General features: G+C 61.2%; 8 protein-coding genes and 1 pseudogene. 2 read left to right on the plus strand and 7 right to left on the minus strand.

The window, feature by feature from the left end; translation table 11 throughout:
• Window positions 1-177: 177 nt before the first annotated feature.
• The 7 genes and pseudogenes from L901_RS15930 to L901_RS15960 form a co-directional block, all read right to left on the minus strand.
• Window positions 178-806 (minus strand): annotated as a pseudogene (locus L901_RS15930) (NAD(P)H-dependent oxidoreductase).
• A 367-nt stretch (window positions 807-1,173) separates the two neighbouring features.
• On the minus strand, window positions 1,174-2,553 hold the full coding sequence (locus L901_RS15935; RefSeq protein ID WP_059758522.1) for a GH1 family beta-glucosidase: 1,380 nt from the start codon (window positions 2,551-2,553) through the stop codon (window positions 1,174-1,176).
• Between the two features lie 747 nt (window positions 2,554-3,300).
• Entirely contained in the window at window positions 3,301-4,611 is a 1,311-nt protein-coding gene (gene xylA / locus L901_RS15940) for a xylose isomerase (RefSeq protein ID WP_059758525.1), read from the minus strand.
• Window positions 4,612-4,852: 241 nt separating this feature from the next.
• A complete protein-coding gene (gene xylB, locus L901_RS15945; RefSeq protein WP_059758528.1) occupies window positions 4,853-6,307 on the minus strand; it encodes a xylulokinase in 1,455 nt (484 codons plus the stop codon).
• Between the two features lie 104 nt (window positions 6,308-6,411).
• Window positions 6,412-7,434 (minus strand): LacI family DNA-binding transcriptional regulator, encoded by a 1,023-nt coding sequence (locus tag L901_RS15950; protein ID WP_020812145.1) that lies wholly within the window; start codon window positions 7,432-7,434, stop codon window positions 6,412-6,414.
• A gap of 345 nt (window positions 7,435-7,779) precedes the next feature.
• Window positions 7,780-9,363 (minus strand): DHA2 family efflux MFS transporter permease subunit, encoded by a 1,584-nt coding sequence (locus L901_RS15955; RefSeq protein ID WP_059758530.1) that lies wholly within the window; start codon window positions 9,361-9,363, stop codon window positions 7,780-7,782.
• Between the two features lie 34 nt (window positions 9,364-9,397).
• On the minus strand, window positions 9,398-10,612 hold the full coding sequence (locus L901_RS15960) for an HlyD family secretion protein (RefSeq protein WP_059758533.1): 1,215 nt from the start codon (window positions 10,610-10,612) through the stop codon (window positions 9,398-9,400).
• A 160-nt stretch (window positions 10,613-10,772) separates the two neighbouring features.
• Here L901_RS15960 and L901_RS15965 point away from each other — a divergent pair, with 160 nt between their 5' ends.
• Both L901_RS15965 and L901_RS15970 read left to right on the plus strand, forming a co-directional pair.
• Window positions 10,773-11,459: a TetR/AcrR family transcriptional regulator gene (locus L901_RS15965; protein ID WP_059758536.1), complete on the plus strand. Its 687-nt coding sequence runs from the start codon at window positions 10,773-10,775 to the stop codon at window positions 11,457-11,459.
• Between the two features lie 265 nt (window positions 11,460-11,724).
• Window positions 11,725-12,486: a TerC family protein gene (locus L901_RS15970; RefSeq protein ID WP_059758539.1), complete on the plus strand. Its 762-nt coding sequence runs from the start codon at window positions 11,725-11,727 to the stop codon at window positions 12,484-12,486.
• Window positions 12,487-12,526 lie beyond the last annotated feature (40 nt).

Genomic DNA, 12,526 nt, shown 5'->3' on the forward strand with positions numbered 1-12,526 from the left:
TTTCGTCAGGCTTTCACTCAGAAATGCCGGGGATCGGCAATTCGATGGCGCATACTTGCCCGCACACGCCACCTTTTAACAGGGATGTTTTTTCAATTATCTGAAAAGAGAGGAAAAATCTACCGCAAAGCCGCCTCGGCAGCCCTGCGGCAGTCAAGATTTTGCGAGTACCCTGAATCAGACGCGGCTGACGAATTCATCGGCCGGGCGGCGCACTTTCTTCAGGTTCACCAGCCAGTGCCTTCCGGCTGGCGATAACCGAGCGGCAGGATGGTAACGGAGCGCAGGCCCTTTTCACGCAGGCCGAGGATTTCATCGAGCTTCGCCGGGTCGAAGCCTTCCATCGGGGTGGAATCCACGCCCTCAAAGGCGGCCTGAGCCACGGCCATGCCGAAGCCGATATAGGCCTGACGGGCGGCGTGTTCGAAATTCACCTGCTGATCGCGCTGCGGATAGGTGGAAAGCAGCATCTGGCGATAGGCTTCCCAGCCTTCATTCTTGATACCGCGTTCTTCGTTGACCAGATCGAACATACGATTGATCCGCTCTTCGGTGTAATTGTCCCATGCCGCAAAGACCAGCAGATGCGAACCATCGGTGACCTGCGCCTGGTTCCAGGCGATCTCGCGGATCTTGGCGCGCACTTCAGGATCGGTGACGACAATCACCTCGAAGGGCTGAAGACCGCTGGAGGTGGGGGCAAGCCGCGCCGCCTCGACAATGCGCTCGACCCTGTCTTCCGATACGGCCTTGGAAGGATCCATTTTCTTGGTGGCGTAACGCCAGTTGAGTTTTTCGATAAGCATGTTCGTTTTCCCTGGGAGGACCAACCCGCCCTGCCCCTTGGACGCCAGAACGGGTGCTACGCCTTCGTAGCCCGTCTGACATAGGAGACGGGACGGCGGGCGCAAGCAGGCACCGCGGGGTAACCGATAAAAAAGTTTGGAAAACTGATAATAAGGGGAGAGAACTTTATTGCGGCGGGCGCTGACGCGTCGCCTGCTACCGGATGCGGCGCGTAAAGTTCATTCACGGCCGTCCCCCAACCCTCATTCCTGTGCTCGTCACAGGAATCCAGCCGACACGCGTCTGCGTGGCGGAAAGACTCTTTTCAGCCCAAGGACTTGGGCTGGCTGGATCCCTGTGACAAGCACAGGGATGAGGAGGAAAGCGCTACCCCTTCGCCAGACCATGATTGCCTTTGGGGAAACCCGCGGCCAGCGCACTATACCATTTGCCGCTGTTCTTCAGCGTGCGTAGCTGCGTGTCGTAATCCACATGCACGAGACCGAAGCGCATGCGATAGCCCTCGGCCCATTCGAAATTATCCATCAGGCTCCAGGCGAAATAACCGCGCATCGGATAACCGTCGCGGATGAGATCGGCGACGATGCCGAGATGTTCGGCGTAATAGTCGAGACGCGGCTGGTCATCCACCTTGCCGTTTTCCACGCCCATATTATAGCAGGCGCCGTTTTCGGTGATGTAGCAATCCGGCAGATCGTACCGTTTATAGAGCGTTTCCACCAGCGACTGAAGCGCCGGGGCATAGACCTCCCAGCCGATATCGGTCTTCACATCGCTGACGGCCGGGGCCGGTGTCGTGGCGGGGAATTCCGCACCCGGCGTCGCATCGTCGGCGACACGCATCGGCGTGTAATAATTCAGGCCCCACCAGTCGAGTTTCTGGCTGATGATGGAAAGGTCTTCCGCCTCCACCACCGGCATGCGGCTTCCCAGCGCCTCCATCATCTCGGCCGGATATTCACCCTTGAACACCGGATCGAAAAACGCGCCGTTGTGGAACTGGAAGGCTCGTTCGGCGGCCTTGAGATCGGCGTCGCTATCGGAAGCCGGGATGACGGAATGGGCGTTCAGCACCAGCCCCACCGGCACTTTCGGCGCGACATGGCGGGAGGCTTCCACGCCGAAACCATGGGCGAGATTGATGTGATGCATGGCGGCAAGGGCTGCCTCCATGTTGCGCTCGCCCGGCGCATGAATGCCATAGAGATGGCTGAGCCACACCGCGCACCAGGGTTCGTTGAAGGTCGCCACCGCATCCAGCCGGTCACCCAGACGGGCCATCACGGTCTTGGCGTATCGCTGGAAGGCATGCGCGGTGGAGCGCGAGGCCCAGCCGCCATCGCCCATCAGCGTCAGCGGCAGGTCCCAATGGTAAAGCGTCGCATAGGTCTTGATGCCGCGCGCCTTGCAGCCATCGACGAGGCGGTCGTAGAAATCCAGCCCCTTCTCGTTGATCGGCCCGAAACCATCCGGAATGATGCGCGGCCACGCGATGGAGAAACGATAGGCCTCGACACCCATGTCCTTGATGAGATCGAGATCCTGCTCCCAGCGATTGTAGTGATCGCAGGCAATATCGCCATTGTGACGCTCGAAGACATGGCCCGGCATGTTGCAGAAAGCGTCCCAGATGGAGGGCTTGCGGCCATCCGCCTTCGTGGAGCCTTCGATCTGGAAAGAGGCGGTCGCGACGCCGAACAGGAAATCGCCGGGGAAACGGGCGGCTAGCGTTTTGGGATCGGTCATTTACGAGGCCCTTCTCTGTCCATCGAGCGTGAAAAGATCAGCAGCGGTTTAGACCATGTCGGCCGGCAGGTACAGTCGTGGGCGGCAGGAATCTACAACGTTTCAGGATACGCAGTTAGCAAGTCCAAAGCGCTTTGCATGGGGGAGTGCCGCCGCAGCGGTTTGCCGGCGGCGCAAGGCATCGACCCGGCGAATGCGGGCGGGAGATGGGAGGTGGTGGAAGTCGTTGCATTCACCGGGTCGTATCATCAGGGCCGCCACGGCAGCCCATCGGTCACAGCCTTTTCACGGCACCTATCGGATCGGTCCTTCCCGCCTCTGGCCCGGCGGAATGCCTTTCCGAAACACGGTCTGCCAGAACCATGCTTGTCGATGCCGGCCTCCGGTTCGCGAAGGGCGCCGCGCGCATCGCCCTTCCGTTCCGGTTGCGAGAGGAATGATGCGGCTAAATCAGCTGATGGGGATGAGTGGGGACGTATTTTTTGGGAAGTGACTGAAAAGGAAGGAGTGGCGGTGTGGAATTGTCCTCGCCTTTGGGAAGAGATGGCGAGCGGGCCCCCTCATCCGGCCCTTCGGGCCACCTTCTCCCCGGCCGGGGAGAAGAAATGTGCAGTGACCGCAGCATATTCTCAGGAGAGGTCGCTTTGGGCAAAGAGCACCCCGCTTGTTCTTCTCCCCGCCGGGGAGAAGTGCCGGAGCGAAGCGAGGCGATGAGGGGGCCACGCTGCCATCGCCCCCTCCACCGCGTCAAACGTAACGATTGACCACGTTTTCGAGATATTCCTGACGGCCGGACTTCGGCTCGGGATTGATATCCTCGCGCTCCACCAGGGCGGCAATCTCTTCCAGCTTCAACTCGCCGCGCAGCATCTTCTGGGCTTCAGCCGAATCCCACCTGGCGTAACGCTCCGCAAGCGGCTTCGACAGCGCGCCGTCCTCGATCATCTTCGCCGCCGCCTTCAGGCCGCGGGCGCAGCAATCCATGCCGCCGATATGGCCGATCAGCAGGTCCTGCGGATCGAGCGACTGACGACGCAGCTTGGAATCGAAGTTGGTGCCGCCATTCTTGAAACCGCCACCGGCCAGAACATGGTAATAAGCGAGAGCCATTTCCGGCACGTTGTTGGGGAACTGGTCGGTATCCCAGCCGGACTGGTAGTCGTTACGGTTCATGTCGATGGAGCCGAAAATGCCGAAGGCATTGGCCATTGCGAGCTCATGCTCGAAGGAATGGCCGGCGAGGATGGCATGGCCCTGCTCGATATTGACCTTCACTTCCTTTTCCAGACCGTTCTTCTGCAGGAAGGCGTAAACGGTGGCGACGTCGTAGTCATACTGGTGCTTGGTCGGCTCCTGCGGCTTCGGCTCGATCAGGATCGTGCCTTCGAAGCCGATCTTGTATTTATATTCCACCACCAGATTGAGGAAGCGGCCGAGCTGGTCGAGTTCACGCGACAGATCGGTGTTGAGCAGGGTCTCGTAACCTTCGCGGCCGCCCCACAGAACATAATTCGCACCGCCGAGCTTCTTGGTGGCGTCCATGCAGGTCTTCACGGTTGCTGCGGAGAAAGCGAAAACATCCGGGTCCGGATTGGTGGCAGCACCCGACATGAAGCGACGGTTGGAGAAGAGGTTCGCCGTGCCCCACAGAAGCTTTACGCCGGTATCGGCCTGCTTTTGGGCAAAATAATCAACGATCTCGTTGAGGCTCTTCGTATTCTCCGCGAAGTTCCGGCCCTCTGGGCGCACATCGGCGTCGTGGAAGCAGTAGAACGGCGAACCGAGCAGCGAGAAGAATTCGAAAGCCACATCCGCCTTCAGTTTCGCCGCCTGCATCGTATCTTCGAACCATGGGCGCAGGAACGTCTGGCCGCCGAAGGGGTCGCCGCCCGGCCAGGTGAAGGTGTGCCAATAAGCCACCGCAAAACGCAGGTGGTCTTCCATGCGCTTGCCGGCGACGATCTCGTCGGGATTGTAATGACGGAAAGCCAGCGGGTTGGTGCTGTCGGGGCCTTCATATTTGATCTTGGCAATATCGCCGAAGAAACCTGTGCTCATGGTGATCCTCCTCTTGGGGTGGGTTTAGATGGTGTTCTGAAATTTCAGGGTCGGCGTTTGCTGCTCACCCCCCTCTGTCCTGCCGGACATCTCCCCCTCAAGGGGGGAGATCAGCAGGACGCTATCGATCGCTCCATACTCAGCCTCGCATGAGGACGAGATGTAGCCGCTTGTCGATCTCCCCCCTTGAGGGGGAGATGCCCGGCAGGGCAGAGGGGGGTGAAGCCGCACACGCTGTGTCTCAATGCGAAAGCGCCCGAATAGCCGGATAAAGCGCATGATAGCGCCGGTAAGCCTCCTCATAGGCGCCGGCCAGCGCCGCCACCGGCTCGATGGTCCGCGCCGTTTCCGGCTGCGCGCAAACCGCCACCGGATCGGCCCCGGTCGCGGCGATAAGGCCGAGGCGGGCCGCACCGAAGGCGGCGCCGAAATCGCCCTCGGCCGGAATATCGACGGGCACGCCGAGCGAGGTGGCGATGGAGGCCAGCCAATAGGCCGAGCGCGAGCCGCCGCCGATGGCGGTGACGCGGGAAATAGAGGTGCCGGCCGACTTCAGCGCTTCGAGATTGTCCCTGATGGCAAAGGTGACGCCTTCCAGGACGGCCTGGGTCAGCGCCTTGCGGTCGCTCTCATGCGAAAGGCCGATGAAGGAGCCGCGAATGGCGGCGTCGTTGTGCGGTGTGCGCTCGCCGGAGAGATAGGGCGCGAAGGTGACACCGGTCGGCGCAAGCAGCGTTTCGCCCAATTCGCCGGTCAGATCGGCGGCGGATTGGCCGGTGAGGCGCGAATACCAGTTCAGCGCATCGGTGGCGGAAAGGATGACGCCCATCTGGTGCCAGGTATTGGGCAGCGCATGGCAGAAGGCGTGCACGGCGCTTTCCGGCTTCGGCAGGTAAGATGCATTGGCGGCGAAAAGCACGCCGGATGTGCCGAGCGACACGAAGGCGTGGCCTTCCTTCACCGTGCCCATGCCGCAGGCGGAAGCGGCATTGTCGCCCGCGCCGCCGGCAACGACGGTGCGGCCGGAAATGCCCCATTCGGAGCCAAGTTCGGCGCGCAGCACGCCCGCCTCATCCGTCCCTTCCACCAGCGACGGCATGTGTTTTTCATCCAGACCGGTGGCGGCGAGAAGCTCGGAAGACCATTTGCGCGCGCCGGTATCGAGCCAGGAGGTGCCGGCGGAATCCGACATTTCGGAGATGTATTCGCCCGTCAGCCACAGACGCAGATAATCCTTCGGCAGCAGCACCTTGGCCACTTTCGCGAAGATTTCAGGTTCGTTCTTCGCCACCCAGGCAAGTTTCGGCGCGGTGAAGCCGGGGAAGACGATGTTGCCGGTGATCTTGCGGAAGCGCGGATCGGCATCCAGCGCGGCGGCCTCGGCATAAGAGCGCATGTCGTTCCACAGGATGCAGGGGCGCAGCACCTTGCCGGCCGCATCGATCAGCGTTGCGCCATGCATCTGGCCGGAAAGGCCGATGCCCTTGACGGCGGCAAGCTCCTTCGGAAACTTCTGCTTCAGGCCGGCAACGGCGGTTTTCGTCGCGGCAATCCAGTCGGCCGGATCCTGTTCCGACCAGCCGTGATGCGGGCGCGAAACGTCCAGCGAGCCGTTGGCCGAGCCGATGATTTTCTGATCGCCGTCCATCAGCAGGGCTTTGACGCCGGATGTGCCAAGATCGAGACCGAGATACATGTATTTCTCCATTCCGGCGCGCCATGCGCCGCTTTCAGCGTTTTTTAAAAGTCACCGCATTCCGGACGGGAAACCGGCGGCCACTTTTCCTGGAAATGCTCTCATCAGGGAAGATTGTCCCTGAGGAATATGTCGATACGGATACGTTCCTGCGCGGCGATGACGGGCAGACCGTCGGCCCGCGCCTTCAACACGCGGATGGCGCTGCGCACCTCATGGCCGGCATCCTGGTTGAGCACGGCGTCCAGCAGCCCTTCCCGCAGCGCATTGGCGGTGTTTTCCGTCAGTTCATGGGCGATGACCGAAAGCGCTCTTTCGCCCTCTGCCGCGCCAAGCGCCCGGATGAGGCCGCGATTGCCCGCGCCGAGGCTGTAGATGCCTGACAGTGCGGCATTGCCGAGCGCCTTGCGCACCAGCGTCTCGACGGTGAGCGGATCGTCCCTGCCCTCCAGCACCGGCAGCAGCCGCAATTGCGGAAATTCGGTCTCGATGACGGCGCGAAATCCTTCCAGACGTTCGCGGTGGTCGCGCACCAGCATGGAGCCGGCGACAACCGCGACATCGCCGCCGCGCCCGGAGAGAAAACGTCCCATCAGGCTCGCCGCCGTGCGCCCGGCCGCGACGTTGTCCACGCCGGCATAATGATCCCGCCGCGAACCGGAAAGATCGGACACCAGCGTCACCGTGGCGATGCCGTCTTCGGCCAGCCGGTCGGCGGCTTCCGCCACATCTTCGGAATCGGTGGCAACGAAGGCGACGCCCGAGGGCTTTTCCCGCCGCGCGACTTCGAGAGCCTCCGTCAGCGCCGTGGCATTGAACGGCGGCACCTCGATGACGCGGATCGCCGTGCGCTCCAGATGCGCCCGTGCCGCTGCGGCCCGCACTTCGGCGCGCAACGTCGCCATGAAGGAATTGTCATTGCCCGGCAGGATGAAGACCAGCGAATAATTGCGGCCCTTGGCCAGATTGGCGGCGGCGATATCGCGCACGTAACCAAGCTCGGCAATGGCGGCCTCCACCCGTGCCCGCGTTGCCGCATGCACGCCGGGGCGCATGTTCAGCACCCGGTCGATGGTGGCGAGACTGACGCCCGCCCGCTCGGCGATATCGTGAACTGTCGGCTTCATGGCTCCTCCCTCCCCTTGCATATCCAGCTTTGCAGTCGAGGTAAACTGAAAAATGATGTACGTACCTCATATTCTGCCCAAAGCCGCAGCGATCAATCGGCAGAGGTTCTTTCACGGCGTTGCCGCGTGTTTCTTCTCCCCGCCGGGGAGAAGGTGGCCCGGAGGGTCGGATGAGGGGGCCAGCTCTCTAAATATCTCTACCCTTGCCCCCTTATCCCGCTGCCGCGGACTTCTCCCCGGCAGGGAGAAGAAATATGCCGCCCTCGCTCGCTCCGTATTCAAAACAAAAAAGGGGCCGTCATTTCCGACGGCCCCAGCTCTGCGGTGGATGGGAGGGGATTCTTGTTAGTGCGCCGCGTCTGGCGGCGGCGCTGCCTTGGGTTTCTGGATCAGCACGGTCATGAAGATCAGGCTCGAGAACAACAGCGTCAGCGCGAAGAACACATCCGCGAAGGCCAATATCCATGCCTGCTGCGAGACCATGCCGACCAGTTTCTTGACGGCGACGGACGCGCCGTCCAGCCCGTAGGAATCGTAGTTGGCGCCGACACTGTTCAGCCATTCCAGCGCCTGCGGGTTGGAATAGCTCACATGTTCGGCCAGCCGCACATAATGGTCGTCCGTGCGCTGCGACAGCATGGTGTTGATGATGGCAAGACCGACCGCGCCGCCGAGGTTACGGGTGAGGTTGAACAGGCCGGACGCATTGCGGATGCGGGCCGGCGGCAGGGTGCCGAGCGCGATGTTGTTGATCGGCACCATGCACATCATCAGGCCGAAACCGCGCAGGATCTGCGGGATCAGCAGCTCGTAGAAATCCCAGTCGGTCGTCACATGCGTCATGATCCATGTGCCGCAGCCGAAGCTGATGAAGCCAATCGCCATCATCGCCCGCGGATCGAGCTTGGTGGAGACCTTGCCGGCAATCGGCGCGGTGAAGAACATGGCAAGACCGGAGACGAACATGTTCTCGCCGATCATCAGCGCATCGTAACCGCGCACCCGGCCGAGATAGAGCGGGTAAAGATAGGTCAGTCCGTATAGCCCGATGCCCATGACGAAGGAGAAAAGCGAGCCGATGGAGAAGTTGCGGTCGGCGAAGGCGCGGATATCGACGACAGGGAATTCCACCTTGAAGGCGCGCCAGAAGAATACGACCGCGCCGATGACCATGGCGACCGTTCCCATGACGATATGCTCGTCGTTGAACCAGTCCTTGTTGTTGCCCTCTTCAAGCACATATTCCAGCGAGCCCAGGAAGACGGCCATGGAGATCAGCCCCCACCAGTCGAACTTCTTCCAGAGCGACTTTTCCGGCTTGTCGAAATCGATCAGGCTCCAGGTGAGGATGGTGACGATGATGCCGGGGATGATGTTGACGAGGAACAGCCAGTGCCAGGAAAAGGCATTGGAGAGATAACCGCCGACCGTCGGGCCGATGGTGGGCGCAAGCGTGGCGACGAGACCGATGATCGGTGACACGACCGAACGCTTCGAGGGCGGGAAGATCGTGAAGGCGGCGGCGAAGACGGAGGGGATCATGCCGCCGCCGATAAAGCCCTGGATCGCGCGGTAGACGATCATCTGGTCGATATTGGTGGCTGTGGCGCAGAGCGCGCTCGATATGGTGAAGCCGGCCGCGCAGGTGGCGAAGAGAACGCGCGTGGAGAGAATGCGCGCCAGCGTGCCCGACAGCGGGATCATGATGACTTCGGCGATCAGATAGGAGGTCTGCACCCAGGCGATCTCATCGGAACCCGCGCCGAGACCCGCCTGGATTTCCGCCAGCGAGGCGGAGACGATCTGAATGTCGAGGATGGACATGAACATGCCGAAGACCATCGCGAAGAAGGCGATGAGCCTGCGCCTGTCCATCGGGGGATCGGCGGGGATGGACGCCCCGCCCGTACCGACAACCGTAGCCGCCATGATCTTGACCTCAACGGCGCATCAGCGATGCGCCTTACTTGGCTTCCGGGTTAACTTGCGCCGTTCTGGTGCCTTCCGGCGCCGTGCGGGTATCGACATCGACAACGACGCTGAGGCCGGCGCGCAGATTGTGCTTTGCAAGGTCTTCCCTGGAGAAAACGATACGAACCGGCACGCGCTGGATGACCTTGGTGAAGTTGCCGGTCGCATTTTCCGGCGGCAGCATGGAGAAGACCGAGCCCGAGCCGGGCGAAATCGACTGCACCGTGCCCTCGATCGTCGCGTCATCAAAGGCGTCGACATGCACGCGCACCTTCGAACCGGGCACGACGCGGGCAAGCTGCGTTTCCTTGAAATTGGCGTCGATATAAAGCTCGTTCATCGGCACCAGCGAAGCCAGACGCTTGCCGACCGAAACCAGATCGCCGTTCTGAACCGCCAGATTGCCGATGACGCCGTCATAGGGCGCCTTCAGAACCGTGAAGGAAAGATCGCGGGCGGCCTTGTCGCGGGAAAGCTGCAGCGAACGGATCGTGCTTTCCGCCTCTTCGCGCTGGGCGCGCAGAAGCTCGACATTTGCTTTCGCCGAAGAGATGGCGGCATCACCAGCCACGACATTCGCCCTGGCCTGATCGAGCGCGACCTGCGCATTGTCGGAAGCGGCAACCGTGCCGACATCCTTCGCCTGCAGCTCGCTGGCGCGCTTCTGGGTGATTTCGGCACCGCGAAGCGCGGCATCCAGCGCGCCCTTCTGGGCGACGGCCTGTTCCAGCGAAGCTTCGCCGCCGACGATCTGCGCATCGATGCGCTTCAGCGACAGTTCTTCGGTGCGGATCTGGGCTTCGGCCTGATCGAGCGCGATGCGGTAATCGCCGTCGTCCAGCGTCACCAGCGGATCGCCCGCCTTGACTTCCTGGTTCTCGACCACGTTGACCTTCGCGACATAGCCCGAAACCTTCGGTGCGATGACGGCGATATCGCCTTCTATATAGGCGTCGTCCGTCGACACCATGAAGCGACCGTCGACCCACCAGTTGTAACCGTACCAGCCTGCGCCGGCGAGAAGGGCAACGGCGATGACCGGCAGAAGCTTCGAACGCTTCTTCTGCTTCGGCGCCGCAATGGTCTGGGGCTGCTGCGGCGGCGCGGCCTCAGCCGGCTTTGCCGGAGAGGTCTCGGCCTTGGCGGAGATATCCGCCTCTTCCGCATCGTTGACGGCGCGAACCGCGCTATTCTTCTGGGCCGACATGGGAGCTTACCGTGATAAATTGAAGAAAGTTTTTCGAACTGAACCGTTCGGTTCGATTGACATAATCTCTTTCCTGACACATATCAAGTGTTATCGAACCGATTGGTTCGACGTTCGGTTAATTTTTTTTACGCCATTGCGATGCTAAGAGACGGTAGCGATGGCAGGTGAAGACAGGGATATGGAGACGGAAACGGAAACGGGCTGTCCGGGCAATGCCGCCGGGCGTTTTGCGGCGGGTGAAGACCCGGCCAAACGCGAGCAGATTCTGGCGGGCGCCTGGCGTGTGTTCAAGCGCAAGGGTTTCGATGCGGCCAGCATGAACGACATCACGCGCGAGGCGGGCGTTTCCAAGGGCACGATCTATGTCTATTTCTCCAACAAGGAGGATCTGTTCGCGGCGCTGGTCGATCACCACCGGCAGGAATTCGCCACCTCCATGCGCAATATTCTGGCCGGCACCGAAGAGGTGCGCGACGGGCTGAGACAATTCGGCAAGGCCTTCGCCAACAAGATGATCTGCTCGGAGATGATCCCGGCCATGCGCTCGGTCATCGGCGTCATCGACCGCATGCCGAAGCTGGCGCAGCGCTTCTTCATCGCCGCACCCAACAATGTCCGCACCGTGCTTCAGGATTTCATCGAGCACCATGTCGCGCTCGGCCATCTGAAGGTCGATGACGTGGAGCTGGCCGCCCGGCAATATATCGAGCTTTCCACCGGCACCTTCTTCAAGCTGCGCCTGTTCGGAGAGATCGAAGGCCCGGTTCCGGAAGAAGAACTGGACCGGGTGATCGCCAGCGCCATCAAGGTATTCATGGCTGCCTACGGAACCGACAAGGCCTGAGATCATTTAGAGTTTTTTCGCTTTTCTCCGAATCGCGAAAACACTCTAACTCTTTGTTCTGGCGCATTCCCGGACGGAAAACCGGGGGCCACTTTTCCTGGAAATGCACTCGCAACGGCGTGAACGCCAATACGCGGTCTGCGCGAAATTTCGATGAAATCTTGCGCCCCGGAGCCATCAACTCCTTGTTTCTCGCGTATTGCGCTATAAATTCCACCCACCGAATGTTTCGGCTGGCCTTGTTGCTGAAAGGAAAACCTACCTGATGGAGTCCATTCTCCCTCTTCTATCTGACCCCGCCGCCTGGGTGGCGCTCGTCACGCTGATCGTCATGGAGGTCGTGCTCGGCATCGACAACCTGATCTTCATCTCCATCCTCACCAACAAGCTGCCGCCCGAACAGCGCGAAAAAGCCCGCAAGATCGGTATAGGCCTTGCGCTCGTCATGCGTCTCGGCCTGCTCGGCACCGTCGCATGGATCGTGCAGCTCACCACGCCGGTCTTCGAACTCTTCGGCCACGCCTTCTCCTGGAAGGACATGATCCTGATCGCCGGCGGTCTCTTCCTGATGTGGAAGGCCACCAAGGAAATCCACCACAATGTCGACCCGGAAGACCACAAGGAAGACATGGTGGGTGGCCCCGTGGGCATGAATTTCGGCGCCGCCATCGGCCAGATCCTGCTGCTCGACCTCGTCTTCTCGGTGGACAGCATCATCACCGCCGTCGGCATGACGCCGCATCTGCCGATCATGATCGTCGCGGTCATCGTGGCCGTCACCGTCATGCTGCTGGCCGCAACGCCGCTCGCCAACTTCATCGAGCGCAACCCCACCATCGTCATGCTGGCGCTCGCCTTCCTGATGATGATCGGCACGACGCTGATCGCCGAAGGCATGGGCTTCCATGTTCCGAAGGGCTACGTCTATGCCGCCATGGCGTTCTCGGCGCTGGTGGAACTGCTCAACATGCTGGCCCGCAATGCGAGGCGTCGGAAGAAGGCGGAGGCCGCCGGCGATACGCACTAACGGCATCTCGCCACCGTCATTCCGGCCTTGAGCCGGAATC

This window comes from Agrobacterium sp. D14 (assembly GCF_001526505.1).
In the GTDB taxonomy this organism is placed as follows: domain Bacteria; phylum Pseudomonadota; class Alphaproteobacteria; order Rhizobiales; family Rhizobiaceae; genus Agrobacterium; species Agrobacterium leguminum.

Bases quoted from the DNA above. Each gene is read 5' to 3' on its own strand.
- L901_RS15935 (WP_059758522.1), bottom strand. From the start codon at position 2,553: ATGACCGATCCCAAAACGCTAGCCGCCCGTTTCCCCGGCGATTTCCTG.
- xylA (WP_059758525.1), bottom strand. From the start codon at position 4,611: ATGAGCACAGGTTTCTTCGGCGATATTGCCAAGATCAAATATGAAGGC.
- xylB (WP_059758528.1), bottom strand. From the start codon at position 6,307: ATGTATCTCGGTCTCGATCTTGGCACATCCGGCGTCAAAGCCCTGCTG.
- L901_RS15950 (WP_020812145.1), bottom strand. From the start codon at position 7,434: ATGAAGCCGACAGTTCACGATATCGCCGAGCGGGCGGGCGTCAGTCTC.
- L901_RS15955 (WP_059758530.1), bottom strand. From the start codon at position 9,363: ATGGCGGCTACGGTTGTCGGTACGGGCGGGGCGTCCATCCCCGCCGAT.
- L901_RS15960 (WP_059758533.1), bottom strand. From the start codon at position 10,612: ATGTCGGCCCAGAAGAATAGCGCGGTTCGCGCCGTCAACGATGCGGAA.
- L901_RS15965 (WP_059758536.1), top strand. From the start codon at position 10,773: ATGGCAGGTGAAGACAGGGATATGGAGACGGAAACGGAAACGGGCTGT.
- L901_RS15970 (WP_059758539.1), top strand. From the start codon at position 11,725: ATGGAGTCCATTCTCCCTCTTCTATCTGACCCCGCCGCCTGGGTGGCG.